Annotated in this window: 21 protein-coding genes; 14 read left to right on the top strand and 7 right to left on the bottom strand. The window is 72.0% G+C overall.

Going from position 1 to position 23744, the window contains the following annotated elements; genetic code table 11:
• The first annotated feature begins 18 nt into the window (after window positions 1-18).
• From cydB to MMF94_RS07580, 4 genes are read left to right on the top strand one after another with little or no spacing between them, the layout of a single operon-like run.
• Window positions 19-1023: a cytochrome d ubiquinol oxidase subunit II gene (gene cydB, locus MMF94_RS07595; RefSeq protein ID WP_241035575.1), complete on the top strand. Its 1005-nt coding sequence runs from the start codon at window positions 19-21 to the stop codon at window positions 1021-1023.
• Window positions 1020-2771 carry a thiol reductant ABC exporter subunit CydD gene (gene cydD, locus MMF94_RS07590; RefSeq protein WP_241035574.1) on the top strand — a complete coding sequence of 584 codons (1752 nt, stop codon included), beginning with the start codon at window positions 1020-1022 and terminating at the stop codon, window positions 2769-2771. Before cydB ends, cydD begins: the two co-directional genes overlap by 4 nt.
• A complete protein-coding gene (gene cydC, locus MMF94_RS07585) occupies window positions 2768-4519 on the top strand; it encodes a thiol reductant ABC exporter subunit CydC (RefSeq protein ID WP_241035573.1) in 1752 nt (583 codons plus the stop codon). The genes cydD and cydC overlap by 4 nt, the downstream gene beginning before the upstream one ends.
• 30 nt (window positions 4520-4549) lie before the next feature.
• Window positions 4550-5902: a hypothetical protein gene (locus MMF94_RS07580; RefSeq protein WP_241035572.1), complete on the top strand. Its 1353-nt coding sequence runs from the start codon at window positions 4550-4552 to the stop codon at window positions 5900-5902.
• Window positions 5903-6010: 108 nt separating this feature from the next.
• Here the strand turns inward: MMF94_RS07580 and fabG are convergent, their stop codons facing one another.
• From fabG to MMF94_RS07555, 5 genes are all read right to left on the bottom strand, one after another.
• Window positions 6011-6772, bottom strand: coding sequence for a 3-oxoacyl-ACP reductase FabG (fabG, locus tag MMF94_RS07575; protein WP_241035571.1), 762 nt, complete (start codon window positions 6770-6772; stop codon window positions 6011-6013).
• 123 nt (window positions 6773-6895) lie between these two features.
• Window positions 6896-7651 (bottom strand): IclR family transcriptional regulator, encoded by a 756-nt coding sequence (locus tag MMF94_RS07570; protein WP_241035570.1) that lies wholly within the window; start codon window positions 7649-7651, stop codon window positions 6896-6898.
• Between the two features lie 50 nt (window positions 7652-7701).
• A complete protein-coding gene (locus MMF94_RS07565; protein WP_241035569.1) occupies window positions 7702-9081 on the bottom strand; it encodes an MFS transporter in 1380 nt (459 codons plus the stop codon).
• A gap of 212 nt (window positions 9082-9293) precedes the next feature.
• Entirely contained in the window at window positions 9294-10157 is an 864-nt protein-coding gene (locus MMF94_RS07560) for an SDR family oxidoreductase (RefSeq protein WP_241035568.1), read from the bottom strand.
• 69 nt (window positions 10158-10226) lie between these two features.
• Window positions 10227-10667, bottom strand: coding sequence for a MarR family winged helix-turn-helix transcriptional regulator (locus MMF94_RS07555; RefSeq protein WP_241035567.1), 441 nt, complete (start codon window positions 10665-10667; stop codon window positions 10227-10229).
• Between the two features lie 157 nt (window positions 10668-10824).
• On the opposite strand from MMF94_RS07555, the gene MMF94_RS07550 reads away from it, so the two are divergent.
• From MMF94_RS07550 to MMF94_RS07515, 8 genes are all read left to right on the top strand, one after another.
• Entirely contained in the window at window positions 10825-13377 is a 2553-nt protein-coding gene (locus tag MMF94_RS07550) for an ATP-dependent Clp protease ATP-binding subunit (protein ID WP_277398671.1), read from the top strand.
• Window positions 13378-13457: 80 nt separating this feature from the next.
• Window positions 13458-14081, top strand: coding sequence for an HAD family hydrolase (locus MMF94_RS07545; protein WP_241035566.1), 624 nt, complete (start codon window positions 13458-13460; stop codon window positions 14079-14081).
• The gene (locus MMF94_RS07540; protein ID WP_241035565.1) at window positions 14074-15096 is read left to right on the top strand and encodes a LacI family DNA-binding transcriptional regulator; all 1023 of its coding nucleotides are present in this window, start codon (window positions 14074-14076) and stop codon (window positions 15094-15096) included. Before MMF94_RS07545 ends, MMF94_RS07540 begins: the two co-directional genes overlap by 8 nt.
• Before the next feature lie 75 nt (window positions 15097-15171).
• Entirely contained in the window at window positions 15172-16065 is an 894-nt protein-coding gene (locus MMF94_RS07535) for a carbohydrate ABC transporter permease (RefSeq protein WP_241035564.1), read from the top strand.
• The gene (locus tag MMF94_RS07530; protein WP_241035563.1) at window positions 16062-16955 is read left to right on the top strand and encodes a carbohydrate ABC transporter permease; all 894 of its coding nucleotides are present in this window, start codon (window positions 16062-16064) and stop codon (window positions 16953-16955) included. Before MMF94_RS07535 ends, MMF94_RS07530 begins: the two co-directional genes overlap by 4 nt.
• Before the next feature lie 73 nt (window positions 16956-17028).
• On the top strand, window positions 17029-18420 hold the full coding sequence (locus MMF94_RS07525) for an ABC transporter substrate-binding protein (RefSeq protein WP_241035562.1): 1392 nt from the start codon (window positions 17029-17031) through the stop codon (window positions 18418-18420).
• A complete protein-coding gene (locus MMF94_RS07520) occupies window positions 18417-19067 on the top strand; it encodes a hypothetical protein (protein ID WP_241035561.1) in 651 nt (216 codons plus the stop codon). The genes MMF94_RS07525 and MMF94_RS07520 overlap by 4 nt, the downstream gene beginning before the upstream one ends.
• Before the next feature lie 43 nt (window positions 19068-19110).
• Entirely contained in the window at window positions 19111-19764 is a 654-nt protein-coding gene (locus tag MMF94_RS07515) for a 2'-5' RNA ligase family protein (protein WP_241035560.1), read from the top strand.
• Window positions 19765-19916: 152 nt separating this feature from the next.
• On the opposite strand, the gene MMF94_RS07510 is transcribed toward MMF94_RS07515, so the two are convergent.
• Together MMF94_RS07510 and MMF94_RS07505 are read right to left on the bottom strand one after the other, a co-directional pair.
• Window positions 19917-21026, bottom strand: a complete 1110-nt coding sequence (locus MMF94_RS07510; RefSeq protein WP_241035559.1) for an alpha-hydroxy acid oxidase — start codon at window positions 21024-21026, stop codon at window positions 19917-19919.
• A gap of 2 nt (window positions 21027-21028) precedes the next feature.
• Window positions 21029-21286, bottom strand: a complete 258-nt coding sequence (locus MMF94_RS07505) for a hypothetical protein (RefSeq protein WP_241035558.1) — start codon at window positions 21284-21286, stop codon at window positions 21029-21031.
• 47 nt (window positions 21287-21333) lie between these two features.
• Between MMF94_RS07505 and MMF94_RS43275 the strand changes: the two genes are divergently transcribed.
• Window positions 21334-21456, top strand: a complete 123-nt coding sequence (locus tag MMF94_RS43275) for a hypothetical protein (protein WP_277398670.1) — start codon at window positions 21334-21336, stop codon at window positions 21454-21456.
• A gap of 201 nt (window positions 21457-21657) precedes the next feature.
• Window positions 21658-23724: a helix-turn-helix domain-containing protein gene (locus tag MMF94_RS07500; protein WP_241035557.1), complete on the top strand. Its 2067-nt coding sequence runs from the start codon at window positions 21658-21660 to the stop codon at window positions 23722-23724.
• Window positions 23725-23744 lie beyond the last annotated feature (20 nt).

Genomic DNA, 23744 nt, shown 5'->3' with positions numbered 1-23744 from the left:
CGGCCACGAGGAGCCGAGATGGATCTCCCAACAGTCTGGTTCGTCGCCATCGCCGTGCTGTGGACCGGCTACTTCGTGCTCGAGGGCTTCGACTTCGGCGTCGGGATGCTGCTGCCCGTACTCGGCAGGGGCGACGACCCGGCCCACCGGGAGAGCGACCGCCGTGTCGTCATCAACGCGATCGGCCCCGTCTGGGACGGCAACGAGGTGTGGCTCATCACCGCTGTCGGCGCCATGTTCGCGGCCTTCCCCGCCTGGTACGCGGCCACGCTCAGCGGGTTCTACCTCCCGTTGCTGCTGGTCATTCTCGCGCTGATCGGCCGCGGCGTGGCGTTCGAGTACCGCGGAAAGGTCGACGACCCGCGCTGGCGGGCGCGATGGGACGTGGCGATCGTCACGGGCAGCGTGGTGCCCGCCTTCATCTGGGGAGTGGTGTTCGCCAACATCGTGCGGGGCGTGGAGCTGGGACCGGACGGGGTCGTGACCTCGAGCCTGGTCGACCTGCTGAACCCGTACGCGCTGCTCGGCGGCATCACGACGGTCACACTGTTCGTCCTGCACGGCGCCGTCTTCCTGGCGCTCAAGACGGACGGGCCCGTACGCCACCGCTCCCGGGCCGTCGCCCGGAGGGCCGGGCCCGTGGCACTGGTGGCGCTGGCCGGGTTCCTGCTGTGGACCGCCGACCAGCACGGGGTGCCGGTGATCCCCGCCGCCGTGTCGGTCGCGGCCCTGCTCGCCGCATTCGTGCTCGTGCTGCGCAGGCGGGAGGGCTGGTCGTTCGCGGCCACGGCCGTCGCGGTCGCGGCCTTCACCGCGGCGATCTTCGGCTCGCTGTTCCCGGTGGTGCTCCCCTCGCTCGTCGACCCGGCGTTCGACCTCACCGTCGCGAGCGCCGCCTCGGCGCCCTACACCTTGGGGGTGCTGAGCTGGATCGGCGCGGTGTTCCTGCCGCTGGTGATCGCCTACCAGGCATGGAGCTACTGGGTCTTCCGGCGCCGGGTGACCAGGGCGCACGTCGCATGAGGCCCCTGGACCCACGGCTGGTGCGCACCACCCGCGCGGTGCGGGTGCACCTGGCGGTCACCGTGGCCTGCGCCGCCGCCGCCACCGGGCTGATCCTGCTGCAGGCATGGCTGATCGCCCACGCCGTCGCGACCGCCACCACGGGAGTGACCGCGCAGGCAGTGGCCGGCACCGTCGGTGCCGTGGCGCTCGTGGCACTGGCCCGCGCCGCGCTCTCGTACGGGGCGGAGACCATGGCCTTGCGCAGCGCGGCGGGGGTGAAGTCGGACCTGCGCCGGCGACTCGTCCGGCACGTCACGGGCGGCGACCCCGCCTCCACCGACGCCGGGCAGCTCGTCACGCTCGCCACCCGCGGCCTGGACGCCCTCGACGACTACGTCGCCCGGTACCTGCCCCAGCTCGTGCTCGCTGCGCTCGTCCCCGTGGCCGTGCTCGTGGTGGTGGTCCGGGCCGACTGGATCTCCGCCCTCGTGATCGCACTGACACTGCCGTTGATTCCGGTGTTCATGGCGCTCGTGGGCTGGCACACCCAGTCCCGCACACGCCGCCAATGGCACCTGCTGGAACGCCTCGGCGGCCACTTCCTCGACGTCGTGGAGGGGCTCCCGACGCTGGCCGTGTTCCGCCGTGCGAAGGCCGAGGCCGGGTTGATCCGGCGGGTGACCGAGGAGCACCGCTCCGCCACGATGGGCACGCTGCGGGTGGCGTTCCTCTCGGCGTTCGTGCTCGAACTGCTCGCCACGCTCGCCGTGGCGCTCGTCGCGGTGGAGATCGGGCTGCGGCTGCTCTACGGGCAGCTCGACCTGGAGACCGCCCTGCTCGTGCTGATCCTCGCCCCCGAGGCCTACCTCCCGCTGCGCGAGGTAGGCGCCCGGTTCCACGCGAGCACGGAGGGCCTCGCCGCGGCCGAACAGGTCTTCGCCGCACTGGAGCGCCCGCAGACCGTGACGACCCGGACGGGCGACGCGCGCGTCCTCTCCGCGAGCCCGGGTCCCGTGCGCGAGTCGCCCGCATCCCGGGTACGAGTCGCCGCCGCCCCCGAGGTCCGGTTCCACGACGTCGGGCTCACCTATCCCGGCCGGTCGCGACCAGCGCTCACCGGAGTGGACCTGACGCTGCGGCCCGGTGCGACCGTCCTCGTCACGGGACGCAGCGGAGCAGGCAAGACGAGCCTGGTGTCGTTGCTGCTGCGGTTCACCGACCCGACGGCAGGACGGATCGCGGTCACGGGGGACGACGGCGAGCCCCGCGACCTGCGTGACGTGGACGTCGAGCAGTGGCGGCGCCGGATCGCGTGGGTGCCGCAGCGGCCCTACCTGTTCGACGCCTCCGTGGCCGACAACATCCGCCTCGGCGACCCGGACGCCTCCGACGCCTCCGTTCGCCGTGCGGCCCGGCTCGCCGAGGCGGAGGAGCTGATCGGCGCACTCCCCTACGGGTATGCAACCCGGCTCGGTGAGCGCGGCAGCAGGCTCTCGGCGGGGCAGCGCCAGCGCATCGCGCTGGCCAGGGCGTTCCTTCGCCAGGAAGGGGATGGCGCGCCGATCGTCCTGCTCGACGAGCCCACCGCCCATCTGGACCCGGAGAACGCCGCGGCCGTGCGGGCGGGCGTCACCCGGCTGCTGCGGGGACGCACGGGCGTGATCGTCGCGCACGACGCGGGATGGGCCGACCTCGCCGACGAGGTCGTGCACCTGCACGACGGTCGGATCGCGGTGCCGGCCGAGACGGTCGGAGCAGCCGGATGAGGCGCCCGCACGACCCGCTGCGCCGCATGATCGCGCTGGCCCGTCCACGCGGGGCCCGTTTCGCCCTCGGCGTGCTCGCCGGCGCGACCGCCACCGCGGCCGGGGTGGGCCTGCTCGTCGTGGCGGCCTGGCTGATCGCGACCGCCGCCACCCACCCCCCGATCACCGCGCTCAGCGTGGCGGTGGTCGCCACCCGGGCGCTCGGTGTCACGCGCGGAGTCGCGCGTTACCTCGAACGCCTGATCACGCACGACGCGGCGCTGCGGACGCTCTCGGATGTGCGGGTGCGCGTGTACGAGCGGCTCGCACGCACCGAGCCCATCCACCGCTTCCGCACGGGAGACCTGGTCACGCGGCTGGTGAGCGACACCGACGCCACGCAGGACCTGCTCGTCCGCGGGCTCACCCCACCGCTGGCCGCCCTGGTCACCGGCGCGGGCGTCGTCACGGTCGCCACGGTGGTGCTGGTGCCGGGCGGAGTCCTGCTCGCGGCCGGGCTGCTCCTGGGTGGGGTCGCCGTACCGCTGATCGCGGCGGCCGCCGGGCGGGAGCCGGGCCGCAGGCGCGCCGCTGCCCGCGGGGCGCTCTCCACCGCCCTGGTCGACGCGTTGCACGGGGCGCCCGACCTCGTCGCCTACGGAGCCATGCCCGCTGCCATCGCGCGCGTCGAGGACGCCGACGCCGAGCTCACGCGCGTCGAGCGGCGCGATGCCCGCCTGCTCGGGCTCGGTGCCGGGGCATCCGCGCTGATCGCGGGCCTGACGCTGTGGGGCACGCTGCTGCTGGGCGTCACCGCCGTCGAGAACGGCGCGCTCGGCCCAGTGCCACTCGCCGTGCTGGTGCTCACCGCTCTCGCCGCGTTCGAGATCGTCGCCCCGCTGCCCGCGGCGGCGGCACGGCTCGGGGCGGTGCGCGCGGCCGGTGCGCGCCTGTTCGACGTTCTCGACACCCCGTCCGCGGTGCGGCTGAGGCGTGCCCGGCCCGCCCTCCCGGAGAACGGCCTGCGCATCCGGGACCTGCGCGTCCGTTACGGGCCGGACGAACCGTGGGCCCTCGACGGCCTCGACCTGGACGTCCCACCGGGCCGGCGCATCGCGGTGCTCGGCCCCAGCGGCTCGGGGAAGAGCACACTCGCCGACGTGCTGTTCCGCTTCCGCGACCCGGACCACGGCACCGTCCGCCTCGACGGCGTGGACGTCACGACCCAGGACCCCGACGTCGTGCGCGCCGGCGTGAGCGGCGTGCCGCAGGACCCGCACGTCTTCGCCAGCACCGTGCGGGAGAACCTGCGGCTCGCCCGGCCCGGCGCGTCCGACGAGGAGCTGTGGGACGTTCTCGACCGTGTCCGGCTCGCGGCCGACCTGCGCGCCACCGACGGGCTCGACACGGAGGTCGGCGCGCACGGGGCCCGGCTGTCGGGCGGAATGCGCCAGCGGCTCGCCCTGGCCAGGGCGCTGCTCGTCGATCCCGGGATGCTGGTGCTCGACGAACCGACCACCCACCTCGATCCCGACACCCGCGACGCGGTTCTCGACGATCTACTCGCAGCCACCGAGGGCCGCTCCATGATTCTCATCACCCACGACACGGCCCGCCTGGAGCGGCTCGACGAGATCATCGTGGTGGTGGGAGGGCGAGTCGCGCAGCGCGGCACGCATGACCAGCTGATCAATGCGCACGGATGGTACCGATATGGGTGGCTTTCTCAGCCGGGCCACAGCGACGATCCGACACTCTCATGTCGATAGGGTCGAGATCATCCACCATCCACCGATTCGATGAGGTCCTTCGTGCGTCGTCCCCAGCTCGCCGCCGTCCTGGTGGCGCTCGCCATGGCGCTGGTCGCCTGCTCCGGTGCGCCCGCACCGACGGGCCCATCGGATCTGTCGGACGCGACGGTGCGTGCGCTCGGCTTCGGCAACGACTGGAACTGGAAGCAGCAGGTCACGCCACTGGAGCTGGGCGTCACGCACACCCAGTACAGCCTCGACCCCGACGAGCCCACCGAGGCCCGCCAGCGGGGCGAGGGCATCCTGGCCAACAACGGCGCGATATGGCAGAACATCCACCTGATGGGCTTCGGCACGCTCAACCCGGAGCCCGCTCCGGGCGACTTCGACTGGTCGAGCCTCGACGAGCGCATGCAGCTCGTGAAGGAGACCGGCGGGCGCACCGTCCTCACGCTGTGCTGTTCGCCCGACTGGATGAAGGGCGGCCAGCCGGGCCAGACCGACTGGTCGGAGCTGGAGACGGCCCCCGAGCCCGCCCACTTCGACGACTTCGCCGCGCTCGCCGCGCAGGCGGTGCAGCGCTACCCGCAGATCGAGCGGGTGCTGGTGTGGAACGAGCTCAAGGGCTTCTACGACAGTGGCAAGAACCGCTGGGACTACGAGGGCTACACCGAGCTCTACAACAAGGTCTACACGGCGGTGAAGGCGGTTCGCCCCAACGTCGAGATCGGCGGCCCCTACGTCGTGCTGACCAGCCTCGACCCCGGCTCCCCCGACTCCTCGGACGTCCGGGGCCCGTGGGGCGTCGCCGACCAGCGCGCCCTCGACGTTGTCGACTACTGGCTGGCCAACAACGTCGGTGCCGACTTCGTCGCGGTGGACGGAGCCACGGCGACCAGGAACGAGACGCTCGCGGAGCCTGCCGACGCTGCCGCGCGGAAGTTCGCCGACCTGACCACGTGGATCCGCGCGCGCACACAGCTACCCGTCTGGTGGGCGGAGTTCTACCCGGACGTGCCCTCCGACCAGCAGGGCGGGGCCACCAGCCAGGCCAGCGCCGCGTCCACCCTCGCTGTCCTGGCCGCCTATGCGCAGTCAGGGGTGTCGGGCGCCCTCCTCTGGGGTCCGCAGGGGTCCGACCTCGGGTTCTCCGCCCTCTGGACGGACAGCACCCAGGCCGACGGCGGCCGCCCCACCCCGCTCACGGCGCCATGGCAGTGGCTCGTGCCACGGCTGGAGGCGGGCCACGTGGCGATCGGGCACTCACCGACGCTGCCGGTGCTCGCGTTCCGGGCACCGGACGGGATGCTCGTCGTGAACCTGACGGAGGACCCCGTCGATCTCTCGGAAGGCGACCCGCTTCCGCCGTGGGCGGTCCTGCTCTCCCAGCGCGCTCCCTGACGTCCGCTCCCGCCTACCGGCCGCGGGCTCGGCGCCCGCGGCCGGTAGGACGGTCAGCGTTCACGAGTCGTCGGCCGTGATGATCCGCGCGAAGCGGATCCCCCCGGATCAGGCCTTCGGGCCGCCCGCCACGTAGATCACCTGACCGGAGACGAACCCGGCACCCTCGCTCACGAAGAACGAGACGGTGTTCGCGATGTCCTCCGGCTGACCGGCCCGCGCCACGGGGATCTGGGCGGCCCTGGCGGCCACATAGGTGTCCCAGTCCTCGCCGATCCGCTCGGCCGTCGCCCTCGTCATGTCGCTGACGATGAAGCCCGGCGCGATGCAGTTGACCGTGACACCGAACTTGCCGAGCTCGATCGCGAGGGTCTTGGTGAAGCCCTGGAGCCCGGCCTTCGCCGTGGAGTAGTTGGCCTGGCCCCGGTTGCCGAGCGCCGAGGTGCTCGACAGGTTCACGATGCGGCCGAAGCGCTGCTCGACCATGTACTTCTGGACGGCCCTGGTCATCAGGAACGAGCCGCGCAGGTGCACGCCCATCACCATGTCCCAGTCCTGCTCCGCCATCTTGAAGATCAGGTTGTCGCGGGTGATCCCGGCGTTGTTGATCAGCACGGTCGGCGGACCGAGCTCCTCGGCCACGCGCGTGACGGCGGCGTCGACCTGCGCCGCGTCGGACACGTCGGCGCCGACGGCGAGCGCCCGCCCGCCCTCGTCCTCGATCGCGCGCACCGTCGCCTTGGCCGCGGACTCCTCGAGGTCGATCACCGCAACCGCGAACCCGTCACGAGCCAGACGCTGGGCAGTGGCGGCCCCGATTCCGCGGGCCGCTCCGGTCACGATCGCCACCCGGGCGGTGGTCTGGGTCATCTGATCCTCTTCCTGTCGACGACGCCGTCAGCGGAGTCTTTCCCCCCACGGCGATGATCGCCAACTCCTGGGCACCGGCGTGGGATGTGGTGTCCGTCGCCCGTGGACCCCGGCCGGCCGCGCTCAGCCCGGCGCCCCCAGCAGCCGAGAGATCGCCCGTGCGGTGGCGGCGACCTCGGGGCCGAGCTCGACCGGTGCGCGGCCGGCAACGTCGGCGACCAGCTGGGACACGCTCACAGCACCGATCACGCGGCGGGTGTGGTCGGCCACGGCGGCACCGACACACCGCACGCCCGCCTCGTTCTCCTCCTCGTCCACCGCCCAGCCGCGGTCCCGCACCGCCCGCAGGTGCTCGACCAGCCGGTCGGGATCGGCGATCGTGGCCGGCGTGCGAGCGTGCGGGGGCGCACGCCGGAGCAGGGCCCGCACCTCGTCCTCGGGTAGCTCGGCGAGCGCAGCCTTGCCGATGGCCGTGCAGTGCAGCGGCACCGCCATGCCGATCCGCGACGCCATCCGGTAGGGCTTGTTGCCCTCGACCTTCGCCACGTAGACGGCCTCGTCGCCGTCGAGCACGGCGAAGTGGACGGTGCCGCCACAGCGCTCCTGCAGGGCATGGAGTTCCGGGGCCGCCCGCTCGGCGGCGTCGGTGCGGGCGAGCACGCGACCGGCCAGCCGCAGGATCCGCGGCCCACCCTCGTAGGTGCCCCGCTCCGTGACGCGGACGAAGCCGAGCCGGGCGAAGTCCTGCAGGATCCGGTGCACCGTGGACTTGTGCAGCCCGGTGGCGACGACGATGTCGGCGATCCGCTCGTGGTCGCCCAGCGCGTCGAGCACCGCGAGGGTCTTCTCCACCGAATTGCTGCCGACCGGACGTGCCACCCCGCCAGCTTATGCGGCCCCACCAGGCGGTTCGCTCGCCGGCCGCGGGCTCACCGCGGTCCCGGCGGCCCCGCGTCGGCGATGTCGATGTCCTTCATCTCCGGCGCGGCGACGAACGCCACGAACGACACCAGACACAGGGCGATGAGGTAGGCGGCCACCAGCCACGGGGCGCCGCCCGCCGCGGTGACGAGCGCCGCGGCCACGAGCGGGGTGAACCCGGCCAGTGCTGCGCCGACCTCCCGGGAGGTGGCGAAGCCGGTGTAGCGCACCCGCGCGCCGAACAGCTCGGCGTAGAAGGCGGGTTGCACGGCGATCATGGGAGCCACCCCGAAGGCGGTGGCGACGACGAGCGCGAGCACCACCAGCACGGGTTGCTCGGTGCGCAGCAGCAGGAAGTAGGGGAACGCGAACGCCGCGGTGAACACCACGGAGAAGATGTTCAGCGGGCGGCGCCCGATCCGGTCCGACAGCGCCCCGTACACGGGTTGCAGGGCGATCACCACGAGGCCGAAGACGATGACGCCGGTGAGCACGGTGCCCCGCGGGATGCCCAGCGTGCCGGTGGCGTAGGAGACGGTGAACGTGGCGTAGAGGTAGACCGCCGCGGTGTCGGCGATGTGGGCACCCACGCCGATGAGCAGGTTGCGCGGGTAGCGGCGCAGCGCCTCCACCACGGGCAGCTTCACCGTCTGCCGCTCGGCGGCGAGCGTCCGGAACACCGGTGACTCCGCCACCCGCAGCCGCACGTACAGGGAGACGCCGATGAGCAGGAAGCTCACCAGGAACGGCACCCGCCAGCCCCAGGAGAACAGCTCCTCGTCGGGCAACAGGCCGACCAGGAGGAATGCGACCGTCCCCAACACGAGACCGATCTGCACGCCCGTCTGCGCGAACGAGGTGTAGAAGCCCCGGCGGTGGGCCGGAGCGTGCTCGGCGAGCAGGGTGGACGCCCCGCCGAACTCCGCACCGGCCCCGAGCCCCTGCAGCACCCGCAGGAGGACGAGCAGCGCGGGCGCCCACGCCCCGATCGACGCGTAGGTGGGCAGCAGCCCGATCACGCCGGTGGACACGCCCATCACCAGCGTGGTGATGATCAACGTCTCCCGCCGGCCGATGCGGTCGCCGATGTGGCCGAACAGGATCCCGCCCAGCGGCCTGAACACGAAGCCCACACCGAACGTCGCGAACGCGGTGAGGGTGCCGACAGCGGGGTCGGACTGCGGGAAGAACAGGACGTTGAACACCAGCGCCGCGGCGGTGCCGTAGATGAAGAAGTCGTACCACTCCAGCGCGGTGCCGACCAACGAGCCGCTGACCACCCGGCGCAGCTCGACGGGCGTGGTCGCGGTGGTCGAGGCAGCCGGCCCGACCGGGGAGGGCCGATCATCCGGTGTCGGCGTGGCATCGGTGGACCGGGGCGTCGTCATCTCTCGCTCCTCGGGCGCTCGTTCCGGCACATGGAACTGCGTTCTAGGATGGCTGCGCACGATACGCCCGGTTCGTCCGAATGGAAAGCGCAGTCCGGCCGACGACCACACCACCGTCACCGCGTCCGGCGCGCCCGGCCTCGGGCGGTGCCGTTCGCGCCAGGGAAGATCCAGCCCCCACCCTGCGGCGACGCACCGCTCCGCGGCGAGGGTCATGCGCTTGCGCGAGTGGCGATCGTTTCGTGGTAGGTCCTCCCGCGGCTCATCCCGAGCAGTCCGGCGATGGGCCGCAGCGTCAGAGCGGTGGCGATCGAGTCGCCGATGCGAGGTGACAGCGCCTCGCCGAGCAGCAGCATGTTCGCCGTCCGCGGCACCACGACACGTCGTCTCCCGCGCCGGACCGCCATGACCACGGCTCGCGCGACGTCGTCCGGCGACAGCGGAGTCATGTGCCGGAACGGGGGAGGCATCTCGGCTTCCTCCGCCTCCCGCAACAGGTCCGTGGCGGTGAGCGCAGGATGGATGACGGAGACCCGGATATCGCTGTCGGCCACCTCCTGGCGAAGACTGTCGGAGAACGCAGAGACCGCGTGCATCACGATCGCGTACGAGCCGAACCGGGCGAACGCTTTGCGCCCCATCACGGACGACATGGTGACGATCGCGCCCGACCCTTGGCGCCGGAGTATCGGAAGCACGCGCTGGGTCACGTGGATCATCCCGAAGAGACTCGCCTGCAGTGTCTGACGGACGTCGTCCTCGAACCCCGCCGACTCGACACCGCCCACCTTCCCGATTCCGGCGTTGTTCACCAGCACATCGATCCTGCCGAATCGGGTCATCGCCTCGTCGACCAGCGCTGCCACCGCATCAGGGGAGGTCACGTCCGTCGGGACCGACAGCGCTTCCGCGCCCAGGTCGCGGACCTCCTTCTCCACCTCGGCAAGCCGGTCGTCCGAGCGGGCCGCAAGAACCAGCCGCGCTCCTTCCCGGGCGAACGCCAGCGCCACACCCCTGCCGATTCCACGCGATGCGCCCGTGACCAGCACCACCTTGTTCGCGAACGACGCGTTCATCTGACCGGCCTCCTCTTGATGTGTATGCAACGTCTTGCGGTTGGAATGTTCCCGAGCCGATCCGTGCATCTAGACGCCTGGCCTGTACCCCATGCCACTCGCGACTTCCTCGACCGCCTTCACGCCCGTCGCGCCGAGAAGCTGCGCAGCCTGTCGCTGAGCCTGGCGCCATTCGGGCATCACCGACGCGATCTTGACCCGGCCGGCCCGGGTGAGCGCGACCTCCCGCACCCCTTTCGCATCGGAGGACAGCGCCTCGGCCCAGCCGTGGTTCAGCAGCAGATTCAGATTCCGGCTGACCGTGGACCTCTCCAGCTGCAGCACATCGCCGAGCTTCGACGGCGAGCACGGGCCGACCCTGCCCAGAGCGGCCAGGAGATTGACCTGAGCGATGGTCAGGCCATGGCGGGCAAGGGCGCCGTCGTAGAGGCCCGTGACGGCACGGCCGATCAGCCGGACGCGCACCGCCAGGCAGTCGGACACGATCTCGTCGATGTCGGAAGCACCCACGGCCACAGTGTTGCATATACAGCAATGTCGATCAACCGGACGGCGGGGCGATCGATCGGCGTCACCTCTCGAGAGCCGCGAACCACGAGGCCCGTTTCACGCTCGGCCCCGGGGGAACGCTTCACCGCGAACCACATCCGACGGGAAGGCCGTGCTGATGACCAGTTTCACCGGGCCCGACGAGCCAGGCTCGTTCGACGAGTTCATCGCCCGCTACCTCGGCTCCGGCTCGGGCACCGGTGGTCCCCGCGGCCCGGTACGGCGGGTCGACTTCAACCGGCTGATGAGCGCGGGCGCCCGCGAGCTCGTCATGGCCGCCGCGCAGGAGGCCATGGACCGCGGCGAGACCGATCTCGACACACAGCACCTCCTGCTCGCCTCCACCGTGATCGACGCGACGCGACGGTGGCTCGACCGGGCCGGTGTCGATCCGGACGCCATGGCCCGGCTGCTGGACGAACGGCTGCGGCACAGCGAGCCGACCGGCCGCGCTCCCACCCTCACGCCCGCCGCGAAGCGCGCGCTGCTCGACGGGCACCAGGTGGCGCGCTCCCTCGGCTCCACCTACATCGGGCCCGAACACGTGCTGCTGGCCATCGCGACCAACACGGAGTCGGCCGCGGGAAGGTTGCTCGCCCAGGCTCTCTCGCGCGGCGGGCCGTCCGGCTTCGGGCCGCCGCAGTCGGGTGTGCAGCCGGGCGTGCCCGGCGGCCCGCAGTCCGGGCCGGCCACGTCGAACACCCCGACACTCGACCAGTTCGGCCAGGACCTCACGGCGGCCGCGCGCGGCGGCCGGCTGGATCCCGTGGTCGGGCGCGCTGACGAGATCGAGCAGACCATCGAGGTGCTGTCGCGACGCACCAAGAACAACCCGGTGCTCATCGGTGAGGCGGGCGTGGGGAAGACCGCCATCGTGGAGGGCATCGCCCAGCGCATCGTCGACGGGGACGTCCCCGACACGCTCCTCGGCCGCCGCGTCGTGGAACTACAGCTCTCCGGCGTGGTCGCCGGCACCCGCTACCGCGGCGACTTCGAGGAACGGCTGCGGGCGCTCATCGACGAGATCCGTAACCACGGCGACCAGCTGATCGTCTTCATCGACGAGCTGCACACGATGGTGGGCGCGGGCGGAGGCGGCGGGGAGACCGGGGGCGCCATGGACGCGAGCAACATGCTCAAGCCCGCACTCGCCCGCGGCGAGCTGCACGTCATCGGCGCCACGACGCTCGACGAGTACCGCAAGCACATCGAGTCCGACGCCGCGCTCGCCCGCCGGTTCCAGCCCGTCCTGATACCGGAACCGAGCGCCCAGGACGCGATCGAGATCCTGAACGGGCTGCGCGACCGCTACGAGGCCCACCACCAGGTGCGCTACACCGAGGACGCGCTGCGCGCCGCCGTCGAGCTGTCGGACCGCTACATCACCGACCGGTACCTGCCCGACAAGGCGATCGACCTCATGGACCAGGCCGGGGCACGGGTGCGGCTGCGCACCCGCACTCCCTCGAGTGACCGGCGCGGGATGGAACGCCGGCTCGAGCAGCTCGAACGGGACAAGGACCAGGCCGTGGCCCATGAGCAGTACGAACGGGCCACCGAGCTGCGTGACCAGATCGCCGAGCTGCGCACACGCCTGGGCTCCGGGGACGAGCCCGACGACAGCGTTCCCGAGGTGGGGGTCGGCGACATCGCCGATGTCGTGTCGCGCCAGACCGGGGTGCCGGTGTCCGAGCTGACCGAGACCGAGCGCGACCGGCTCCTGCGCCTGGAGCAGGAGCTGCACAGCAGGGTGGTGGGCCAGGACGAGGCCGTCACGGCCGTGGCCGAGGCGATCCGGCGCAACCGCGCCGGCCTCGGCGACGAGGGCAGGCCGGTGGGGAGCTTCCTGTTCCTCGGCCCCACCGGCGTCGGCAAGACCGAGCTGGCGCGGGCGCTCGCGGTCGCGCTGTTCGGCGACGAGGACCGGATGGTGCGCCTGGACATGAGCGAGTACGGCGAGCGGCACACCGTGGCCCGGATGGTCGGGGCGCCGCCCGGCTACGTCGGCTACGGCGAGTCCGGCCAGCTCACCGAGGCCGTCCGGCGCCGGCCGTACTCCGTGCTGCTTCTCGACGAGGTCGAGAAGGCGCACCCGGACGTGTTCAACGTGCTGCTGCAGGTGCTCGAGGACGGGCGGCTGACCGACGGGCAGGGCCGCACCGTCGACTTCCGCAACACCGTGATCATCATGACCAGCAACGTGGGCTCGGAACTGGTCTCCGGCCACGGCGCGACCCTGGGCTTCGGCAGCTCTGCCGACGCCGGGGCTCGTGACGATGCCGCGCTGCGAGACCGGATCATGCCGCGGCTGCGGGAGATCTTCCGCCCGGAGTTCCTCAACCGCATCGACGAGATCATCGTGTTCCGCCGGCTCGACCCCGAGCAACTCGCCACGATCACCGACCTGCTGCTGGAGGACACTCGACGTCGACTGCAGGCACAGAACATCAGCATCGAGTTCACGCCTGCCGCGGTGCGGCGGCTGGCGGAGCTGGGACATCAGCCCGAGTTCGGGGCACGTCCTCTGCGTCGCACGATCCAGCGCGAGATCGACAACCGGCTCTCCGGCCTCCTGCTGGCCGGCAAGCTCGGGCCAGGAAGCCACGTCGCGGTGGACGCCCCCGACGGCGAGTTCGACATCCACGTCGGGAACGCCGTGGCTGCCGACTAGCCGCACTCACACGGACCGCGGCCCTCCCCGTCGGCACGGGCGCCCTGCCGCTGCCCGAGGAGCTTCCATAGAGTGGCCACGTGGACCGCACCGGGCCGCCCAGCGCCGTCGTGTTCGATATCGGGGGTGTGCTGGGCGGCTCCGCCGACGGCATCTTCGCTTTCGCCGCCGAGCTCGGCGTGGCCGCCACGAGCTTTGCGGCGGCCTACTGGCGCCACCGCGACGCCTACGACCTGGGCAGCGCGGCGGAGGACTACTGGAACCGCGTGGCCAACGACCTCGGCCGGGTCCTGACCGCCGCGCAGGTGCGCCGGCTGGACTCGGCGGACGCGCAGCGATGGTCCGAGCTCGCCCCCGGGGCCGCTGAGCTCATCGACGCCATCGCACGGACGGGGGTGCAGCTGGCACTGCTGTCCAACGCGCCCCGATCCATGGCCGAGCAGGTACGCGGCTCCCGATGGGGAGCGAGGTTCCCGACCAAGCTCTTCTCGTGCGACATGGGTCTCGCCAAGCCGGACCCCGGCGTGTACGCCACGGTGGAGGACGCACTCGGTCTGCCCGCCACCGAGCTGGTGTTCTTCGACGACCGGCCCGTCAACGTCCTCGCTGCGCAGCAGAGCGGGTGGTCGGCGTTCCGGTGGCAGGGGCCACGGCAGTGCCTCACCGACCTCGCGTCGGCAGGTGTAGCGGTGCCGGGTGCCTGACCCGCGCACGGCTCCGACGATCATCGACGTCGCGCGGCGGGCGGGCGTGTCGAAATCGGTCGTCTCGCGCACCCTCAGCGGGTCCGGCGGGGTGGCGGCCGGCACACAGGAGCGCGTCCGGCTGGCCGCCGCCGAGCTCGGGTACGTCGCGAACGCCATGGCCCGCGGGATGGTCGCCCGGCGTACGCACACCATCGGTGCGTTCGTGCGCGACGCCTCCAACCCGTACTACGGGCACCTGCTCACCGCGATGCAGGAGCGCGCGGCCGCGCGGGGGTACCGGGTGGTGACGGCCACGGGGTCGGGGAGCTTCGCCGTCTCCGACGAACGACGGGCGCTGGAGACGCTCGTCGGGCTCCAGGTGGAGGGGCTCGTGGTCTGCAGCGGCCTGGTCCCCGTCGCGGACGTCCTGCAGCATGCCCGCCGCGTTCCCACGGTCCTCGCGGGGCGCCCGGCGCGGGACGAGGCCCTGAGCAGCGTCTACTGCGACGAGATCCACGGCGGGCGCGGGATGGCCGACCATCTGTGGTCGCTCGGGCACCGCCGGATCATGGTGGTGACGCTCCGGCCGGAACGCTCTTTGACCCAGGCGCCCCGTACCGCCGAGATGGCCCGCCGGCTGCGCGAGCTGGGAGCCGACGTGGTCGAGGCGCCCGACGAGGAGACCCGCGCCGGCGGCGGGATCGACGGTCTCGTCGCCCGCCTCCTCGCCGACCGGGCGATCACGGCGGTCATGGCTCCCACCGACCCCTATGCCCTCGAGATCCTCGAGGCGCTGGACCGGCGCGGGCTGCGGGCGCCGGATGCCCTCTCCGTCACCGGCTACGACGGGGTGGCACCGCTGACGACGCCGTTGCTCGGTCTCACGACATGGGTGCAGCCGCTGGCCGACCTCGGCACGCGCGCCGTGGATGAGGTCGTTTCCCACGTCGAGGGACTCACCACGGATACCCGCCACCAGGCGATCAACGGACAACTGATCAGCGGCCGGACGGCCGGACCGCCACGCCGCTGAGCCGTTCCACCTCGTTCAGGGCCTGTTCAGCCCGCATCGGCGCCGCGGCCACCCGTGGGCAGCAACGTTCGTGACGTGTTGGGGAACGTTCCCACGCCGCTGTCCCGGAACCGCTTCGCCGGACCGTTGTTGATGGCGCCGTGCCTGGTGCTGCTCGCCCTGTTCGCCTATTGGCCGACGGCGCAGAGCGGCTATCTCAGCGTGCACGGGAGCGACCTGCTCGGCCGTCCGACGCGGTTCGTGGGGGCCGAGAACTTCGAGCGCCTGGGCAGCGACCCCGAGTTGCGCCGCGTGATCCTGACGACGGTGCTGATCGCCGTGCTCGCCACCGCACTGGCGACCGGTGCCGGGCTCGCCGCCGCGCTCCTCATGCGCGGGGCGGCGCCCCGGGGCGGGCGTGTCGCCTCCCTCGTACTGTCGCTGCCCTTCGCCTACTCCACCGCCGCCGTGTCGGCCACGTTCGCCGGCCTGTTCGCCCCGGCGGTGGGCATCCTCGACCGCACACTCGCCCTGGCCGGCATCGCCGGGCCGAACTGGCTCGCGAGCCCGGTGGCGGCGATTGCCGCCATCGTCATCACGACCGCCTGGTACGAGTTCGGATTCACCTTCCTCGTCCTGGTCGCGGCGATCTCCCGGCTGGACCGTGAGGTCCTCGAAGCGGCCGCGCTCGACGGGGCCGGAGAGGTGCGCACCGCGTTCTCGATCGTGGTGCCGGCGCTGCGCCCGAGCCTGCTGTTCCTCGTGGTCACCCAGACCGTCAGCGGGCTGCAGATCTTCACGCAGGTGCAGGTGCTGACCGGGGGCGGCCCCTCGGACGCCACCCACACGCTGGTCTTCGAGCTCTACCAGCGGGCCTTCGGCGGCGGCTCGCCGCAGTACGGCACGGCATCGGCGCTGGCCCTGCTGCTGCTCGTGCTCGTCGTCCTGGCCACGGCGGCCCAGTTCCGCCTGGCCCGGGAGCGTTCATGACCGCGTCCGCACCGACGCGCCCGCGAGCGGCCGAACCGCTCTCGCCGGCCGCGGCCCACACGCGGGGAGCGGCAGCGTCCTCCCGGACGGCCGGTGTGCTGCGCTGGACGGGGCTCGTCGTGCTCTGTGTGATCGTGCTGTTCCCCGTCTACGCCACCCTGGCCACGGCCTTCCTGCCGGCCGGTGACGTCGCGCGCGGGGATCTTCTCCCCGACCCGCGGCGGATGACGCTCGACAACGTCCGGCAGGCCCTGAGCGTGATACCGCTCCTCCAGCAGTACCTGGTCAGCGCGGCCGTCACGCTGCTGCAGACGGGCGCCCAGCTGATCACGGGATCCCTCGCCGCCTACGCGCTCGTCTTCCCCTCCTGGCGCGGACGGACCGCGGCGTTCGCCGTCGTCGTCGCCACGCTCGCGATCCCCGGGGAGAGCGTCGTCATCCCGAACGTCGAGACCGTGAGCGGCCTGGGGCTGCGCGACACCGTCGTCGCGATCGCACTCCCCTACCTGTGCGTCGCGTATCCCGTGTTCCTCCTGCGCCAGGCGTTCTCCACCCTGCCCCGGGAGGTGTGGGAGGCCGCGCGGCTCGACGGCGCGGGCCACCTGCGCTGCCTGGCGCACGTGGTGGTGCCGATGACGTGGCCGCAGCTCGTGACGGCCGCGCTGTGGTCGGCTCTGTCGGCCTGGAACGGCTACTTCTGGCCGCTGCTGATCACCGACTCCCCCGCGCACCGCACCGTGCAGGTCGGCCTCGCCCAGCTCGTCGCCGGTGAGTTCGGCGCACCGGGGGTGATCTACGCGGGCACTCTCGTCGTGCTCGCCCCCACGCTGCTGCTGGTGCTCCTCGGGCAGCGGTTCCTCGTGCGCGGCCTGGCGGCGCGGATCACCTGACCGCCGTTCCCCGCTCGCCCGTCACGTGTCCTGATCGAGGTGTCCCCGTCGAGTGCGGGGAGAAGGGAAGTCCATGCGCACGGACCACCGCACCCGGAGGCGCCTCGCCGTCACCGTTCTCGCAATCCTGGTGACCGCGCTGAGCGCCGCCTGCTCGAGCTCCACGGCTCCCGCCTCGGGCCCCGCACCCGGCCCGTCGGCACTCGCGCAGGCGGGGCCCGTCACCGTGACCCTCTGGTACGGCCTCGGCGGAGCGGCAGGCAAGGCGCTGCAGGACGCCGTGGCCGGGTTCAACGCCCACAACGCCGACCACATCACCGTGCAGGCGGTCTTCCAGGGCGACTACGACGACACGCTCGCGAAGTACACCTCGGCCATCCGGGACGGCAACACACCCGACATGCTGCTGTCCAACGATGTATCCACCGGCTTCATCCATGACGCCGGGCAGACGGTCAGCGCGCAGGATCTCGCGGCCGCGAACCCGGGCGAGCTGAACCTGCGGGATCTCCGACCCGCAGCGCGGAACTACTACACCGCCGACGGGAAGCTGCTCTCGGCGCCGTTCAACACCTCGATGCCGATGCTGTACGTCAACGACTCGCTCCTGGCGAGGGCCGGTGTCGACACGTCCACGCTCACCACCATGACCGGCCTGGACGCGGCGGCACGGAAGATCCACTCGGCGATACCGGGGGTGGCGGGGTTCGCCGAACCCCAGGGCGACGGCTGGTGGTTCGAGCAGATGACGGCTGCCGCAGGCGCCGAGTACTGCACGCCGGACAACGGGCGTACCGGCGCCGGGGCCACCGCGTTCAGCCTGAACAACCCGGAGCAGCGCGCCAGCCTCGAGACGATCACCGGCCTTTACACCGACGGCGTGGCTCTCGACACCGGCTCCGACGACGACGCGCTCACCCAGGCGTTCATCGCGGGCAAGGTCGCGATGATGTTCAACTCCTCGGGAGTCATCGGCGACCTCACCACGGGTGGCCTGACCGGGTACACGGCACTCCCGATCCCGGTGTCCGGGCCGGCAAGACAGGCCGGTGCGATCATCGGCGGTGCGTCGCTGTGGGTCAGCGGCCCGGGCCACGACGCCGCGCACCAGGCCGCGAGCTGGAAGGCCATCAGCTACCTCGACTCTCCGCCGGTGCAGGAACAGTTCTCGCACGCGTCCGGATACGCGCCGATCAACGTGAAGGTCGACCAGAGCCCGACGCAGCAACAGTTCCTCGCGCAGCACCCGGCATGGGGGGCGGTGATGCAGGAGTTCAACCACACTCCCGCGAGCCCGGCCACGGCGGGCTGCCTGTCCGGCGCGCTGCCGCGGATCCGGCAGGCCATGATCACGTCGCTGTACCGCGCCTTCGGCGGCACCACCCCGTTCGACGGGGCGGTCTCACAGGCCCAGTCCACCGGCACGAACATCATCAAGGACTACCGCGAGCAGGCCGGCCAGTGACCCGCTTCTCTCCTGTGGCGCCCGGTGATCCCTACCGCTACGGCGTCTACCTCCGGCCCGACCCACGCACCTGCATGGCGGTCACCAGGATCACCACGCACGTGCGCGCACAGTTCGGTCTCGTCTCCGCCGGGGCGTTCCCGCCGCACGCCACGCTGGTCGGCAGCGAGCATCTCGGCCGCGACGAGGACACGATCGTCGACGCCGTCACCAAGGCTCTGGTCCCGCTGACCGCGTTCCCGGTGGTCAACCAGGGGATCCGGCGACCGGGTCGCGGGGTGATATTCGACGTGCACCATCTCGCCGACGGGGCTCCCAACACGTCGTTCGTGGAACTGGCCGCGGCCGTTGACGCCGCCGTGGCGTCCCTGCGCATCCCCGCCGCCGATCCCGAGCCGAACAGGTTCGACCCCGCGACGTTCCGGGCGCACCTCTCGCTCGCCTCGCACGACCTCTACGAACGCCCCGAGCTGGGCGACGAGGTGGAGGAGTTCGTGCGAGGACTCGGCGTCGAGGCCCCAGCGATGTTCCCGGGTGACACGGTCGATCTCTACCGCACCTGCGCCGACGACTGGAGCGGCCGGTGGTGGCACACGCTCACGTGGGAGCACCTGCACACCTGGCGGCTGCCGGCGCCCACGCCGTGATCGTTGCGCTTTCCCCGAACACCATCGACCTCAGGGACCGCCCATGACCCGCTTCTCGCCCCGCCAGGCCGGGGATCCCTATCGCTACGGGGTGTTCCTGCGCCCGGACCCGCGCACGAGCCTCGCCGTCACCACCATCACGACGCAGCTGCGCGCGCAGTTCGGGTTCATCTCCGCCGACGCGTTCCCGCCGCATGCCACGCTGGTCGGGAGCCAGCACATCGGCCGCGACGAGGACGCGATCGTCGAGGCCGTCACCAAGGGCGTCGCCTCGCTGACGTCGTTCCCGGTGGTCAACAGCGGCATCCGGCGGCTCGGTGACGACGGCGCCGTCGTCTACGACGTGCACCATCTCGCCGACGGCACCCCGAACACCCTGATCGTCGAGCTGGCCGCCGCCATCGACACCGCCGTGGCACCGCTGCGCAGGGCCGCCGAGGACCCCGAGCCGAACCTGTTCGACCGCCGGGCCTTCCGCGCGCACCTCTCCCTGGCGTCGCACGACCTGCGCCTGCGGCCGGACCTGAACGTCGAGGTCGAGGAGTTCATCCACGGGCTCGGGGTCGAGGTGCCACCGGGCTTCCCCGCGGAGTACGTCTCCCTCTACCGCACTCGCAGCGACGACTGGAGCGGACGGTACTGGCTCACCCTCACGTGGACGCACCTGCACACCTGGCGGCTGCCTCGGGCCGGCTGACAGTTCTCGATGCCGTCCCGTGGTTGGCCGCCCCCTCCGCGGCCAACCACAGGGCGACCGGTGCAGACATGGTCAGCTCGAACCAGCCGTGGACGACGCCGACGTGCACCATGGCCCTGGGAATCGCGAGAAGCTGCCCGGTGGGCGAGCACTCACGGCTGCGCCTTCTGCAGAAAGTCCGGGCCGAGGTCACGCACGCTGCCGGCGCCGAGCAGGGTGAGGACCGTCCGCATCTCCTCGCGCAACAGCTGGTGGATGCGCCGGACCCCGGCCTCACCGGCGGCGGCGAGCCCGTAGGCGGCGAGCCGGCCGATCACGACGACGTCAGCGCCCAACGCGAGCGCCGTGACCACATCGGTGCCCGAGCGGATACCGCTGTCGAGGGCGATCTGTGCCCGGCCGGCGATCGCGGCGGCGACCTCGGGCAGCTGCTCCAGTGCCGCGGGAGCTCCGTCGAGCTGGCGCCCGCCGTGGTTGGACACGAGGACCGCGGAAGCGCCGGCATCCACCGCCGCGGAGGCGGCCTCAGCGGTCAGGATGCCCTTGGCCATCCACGGCAGCCGGGTCGCCGCCATCCGCTCGCCCAGCTCCGCCCACGTCCAGTCCGGCTCGGTGCGGGTGAACAGCTGCCCGAAGACCTCGTCCAGCGCGACCGGCCCGCCGACCGGGTAGTTGCCGGTCAGGACGGCCGGGTCCGGGTCGAACCTGTTGTGCCGGGTGCCCTCGCGCCAACCGACGGTCGGGCAGTCGACCGTCACACACACGGCGCCGTAGCCGGCGTCCTCGATCCGCCGCAACATGGCGGCGAAGTTCGAGGGCCTGCCCATGGGGTGGATCTGGGCGATCCGCGCCGCGACCGGGGCGGCTGCCGCGACCGCCTCGACCGCGTGGGTGCCTGCCTCCGGCACGATGCTGGCCGCGCCCTCGGCCGCGTTCGCCCGGGCGACGGCACAGTGCCCCTCGGGGTGAAACAGCCCGTCCGCGCCGAACGGCGCGGTCAGGATCGGGAGCCCCAGCGAGACGCCGAGGAACGACGTGGTCAGGTCCGGCGCGCCGTTGCCGGTCATGATCCGCGGGCGGTAGGCCCACCGTTCGAATGCCTGCCGATTACGCCGCAGCGTCAGCTCCCGCCCGGCACCGCCGTCGAGGAAGTCGCGGACGTCCGGCGGCAGCCCGGCCCGGGCCGCCTCGACGATCTCCGACAGCGTCGCGAAGTCGGCGTCTCGTGGGAAGTAGCTGATCACGTTGTCGGGTGCCGCCATTGTCAGGCCCTTTCTCCTGGTGTTCGGTCCGCGATCACGCGGCGGTCGATCACCGTTGCCCGGGACGCGGTGATCAGACCGGCGAGCAGGGAAGCGGTGGTTCCACGCCCGGGTCCGGCTGAGAACGGGTCGTCGGGAGGTGCCGACCGGGGTTCCCTGAGCAGAACCCCGACCGCTCGTCCCGCCTGGGCGGTCTCGTGCAACAGAGCCAGGGTCGACTCGGTGATGCCGTCGCCGGCGCGGGCGGAAGGGCTCGCCATTGGCATTTCCTTGCGTTGGTTTGACTCAAGAATGGTCGACGAGTCGAGTGGCGCACAAGAGCGATCTCACCGGGAAGGCCGGGTTCTTCGGCGGTGATCCGCACCCGCAGGCGTGGAAACTCGACCAGGTGAACCACCGAGCCACGTCGCCGACGGCCGGGCCCCGCTGACGCGGTCGCCGCGCTTCCCCGATCGATACGCGCGGATCCGCCGGACAACTCTCGGTTTTCGGCATTCACGATCGGTCGACCGAAATGCCGATTGGCTACATGGTCCTCCGTTGTTCTCGACGTTTCAGTGTCGTGACGACCAGATAATCAGCCGTGGACGGTAGCTACAATGGATGGGGTCTCCATTAGTTGGTTGCTCCGATGGAGAAGCGCACGAGCAGTGAGGTGGTTGTGGGCGAGGGAGGCTGGCTGGAGCTGCTTCTGAGCGAGGCGCCGGAGGCTGAGTTCGCGGCCCACGAGCGCCGGCTGGCCCAGCAGGAAGGATCGACCGAACGCGCCGCAGGCGAGGCCGTGGCCGCGCTGCGTATCCGGGCCCTGCTCGAACAGCGCACCCAACGGGCCCGCGAGCTGGCCACGCTCAACGAGGTCGCCGCAGACCTCACCGCCACCGGCCCGCGCGACCAGCTGGGGCTGATCGACGACATCGTCGTGCACGCCCGGAGGGTGCTCGGGGTGGACATGGCCTACCTCGGCCTCGAGGAGGCGAGTCGCCGGCTGCGGATCCACGCGGTGAGCGGCGCGCTCACCCCCCACATGGTCGGGATGTCGATGGCGGCCGAAGCCGGGCTGGCCGGCGAGGTACTGAGCCACACGCGGCCGGCCTGGACCGACAACTACGAGACCGCGCCGTTCAACCATCACCCGGACAACGACGCCGCCGCCCGCGCCGAGCACGCCCGGTCCGTGCTCGGAGTGCCGTTGCTCGGCCGCGACCGGGTGCTCGGGGTGCTGTTCGTGCTGGAGCGGCGGCCGCGCCGATTCACCGGGGAGGACATCGCGCTGCTGGTCGCGCTGGCCGCGCACGCCGCCGTCGCACTGGACAACCAGCGATTGGTGCAGCGATACCAGGACGGGCTGGCCCAGCTCAACCGGGTCAACCGCGAACTGGAACGGCGCACTGGTGAGCTCGAGCAGGCGCTGCGCTGGGACAACATGCTCACCCAGGTGGTGTTACGAGGCGGTCAGGTCGCTGACCTGCTGGCCGAGGTCCGTACGCTGGCCGGCCGCCCGGTGTACCTGGTCACTGCCGACGGTCCACCGCCGGAAGGCATACCGGCGGACCGACTGGCCGCCGTACACGCCACGCTGGCCGCTCTCGCCACCGGTCCGACTGCCGCCGTCGACTCGGAGCCTGGTCTGTACCCGGTTGTCGCCGGTCGCCGCGTCCTCGGCGCACTGGTCGCGGTGCCCGCAACCAGCCTCCCCCACACCGAGCCCGCGCTCGGCCCCGCGCTCGAAGCCGAGAGCCTCGGCTGCGAGGTCGTCACCGGGTCCGACGCGTCCGGTGACGTCTCGGGAACGGGTTCGGCGACGGCGGCAGATGGATCGAGGTTCCTGGACGACCAGTTCATCGACCGGTTGCTCGCTCGCGCGGCTCCGGCGCTGGCACTCACGCTGACCAGAGCCGAAGCGGTCGACGAGGCGGCCCGCCGAGCTCGCGACTCGTTCCTGTCCGACCTGCTCAACAACCCCGGCGCCGACCCGGCCGTGCTCGACCGCCAGATGCGGTTCGCCGGCCTCGACCCGTCGACCCGTTACAACGTGCTGGTGGCCACCGCCGGGACCACCACGACGGGCCACGGGCTGGCCGCGTTGCGGGCAGCGGCGCCCAAGAACGCGGTGGTCGCCGACCTCGGGTCGCGCACGGTGATCGTGCTCCCTCAGGATGCGGTCGAGGCGGTGACGGATTCCTGGAGCACCCGCTTCAGGTCCGTGACCGCCGGACTGGCCGGCCCGGTCGCCGCTGGGGCACATGGCACACACGCCGATGGTGCGGACGGTCCGGGGCAGGCAGGCGCGCGGCTGGGGCGGACCTACCGCGAGGCCGGTCAGATCGTGGACGCGTTGCTCGCCCTCGGACGGGTCGGCGAACTCTGCACCGCCGAGGACCTCGGCATCTACCGCGTGCTGCTCAGCACAGCCGGCCGCGCCGGCCTGCGCACGGCCATCGAACGCAACCTCGGCCCGCTGCTGTCCGCTGAGCAACGACGGGGCGTCCCGCTGAGCGCGACCCTCTTGGCCTACCTCGAGCACAACCTGCGTCCCGGTGCAGCGGCCGAAGCGCTCGCCGTGCACGTCAACACCCTCTACCAGAGGCTGGAGACGGTGACCGCGGCCCTCGGCGACGACTGGCGCCAGCCCGCACGCCGACTCGACCTTCATCTCATGCTGCGCCTCCGCGCCGCCCTACGAGCGCTACCCGACTGACGCCGCCGTCCCCGCCAGCC

The sequence above is a fragment of the Pseudonocardia alaniniphila genome, assembly GCF_022524485.1.
In the GTDB taxonomy this organism is placed as follows: domain Bacteria; phylum Actinomycetota; class Actinomycetes; order Mycobacteriales; family Pseudonocardiaceae; genus Pseudonocardia; species Pseudonocardia alaniniphila.
This window is presented reverse-complemented; position numbering and strand designations above follow the sequence as displayed.

Coding starts and splice junctions, on each gene's coding strand:
- cydB (WP_241035575.1), top strand. CDS start 19: ATGGATCTCCCAACAGTCTGGTTCGTCGCCATCGCCGTGCTGTGGACC.
- cydD (WP_241035574.1), top strand. CDS start 1,020: ATGAGGCCCCTGGACCCACGGCTGGTGCGCACCACCCGCGCGGTGCGG.
- cydC (WP_241035573.1), top strand. CDS start 2,768: ATGAGGCGCCCGCACGACCCGCTGCGCCGCATGATCGCGCTGGCCCGT.
- MMF94_RS07580 (WP_241035572.1), top strand. CDS start 4,550: ATGAGGTCCTTCGTGCGTCGTCCCCAGCTCGCCGCCGTCCTGGTGGCG.
- fabG (WP_241035571.1), bottom strand. CDS start 6,772: ATGACCCAGACCACCGCCCGGGTGGCGATCGTGACCGGAGCGGCCCGC.
- MMF94_RS07565 (WP_241035569.1), bottom strand. CDS start 9,081: ATGACGACGCCCCGGTCCACCGATGCCACGCCGACACCGGATGATCGG.
- MMF94_RS07560 (WP_241035568.1), bottom strand. CDS start 10,157: ATGAACGCGTCGTTCGCGAACAAGGTGGTGCTGGTCACGGGCGCATCG.
- MMF94_RS07550 (WP_277398671.1), top strand. CDS start 10,825: ATGACCAGTTTCACCGGGCCCGACGAGCCAGGCTCGTTCGACGAGTTC.
- MMF94_RS07530 (WP_241035563.1), top strand. CDS start 16,062: ATGACCGCGTCCGCACCGACGCGCCCGCGAGCGGCCGAACCGCTCTCG.
- MMF94_RS07525 (WP_241035562.1), top strand. CDS start 17,029: ATGCGCACGGACCACCGCACCCGGAGGCGCCTCGCCGTCACCGTTCTC.
- MMF94_RS07515 (WP_241035560.1), top strand. CDS start 19,111: ATGACCCGCTTCTCGCCCCGCCAGGCCGGGGATCCCTATCGCTACGGG.
- MMF94_RS07510 (WP_241035559.1), bottom strand. CDS start 21,026: ATGGCGGCACCCGACAACGTGATCAGCTACTTCCCACGAGACGCCGAC.
- MMF94_RS07505 (WP_241035558.1), bottom strand. CDS start 21,286: ATGGCGAGCCCTTCCGCCCGCGCCGGCGACGGCATCACCGAGTCGACC.
- MMF94_RS07500 (WP_241035557.1), top strand. CDS start 21,658: ATGGAGAAGCGCACGAGCAGTGAGGTGGTTGTGGGCGAGGGAGGCTGG.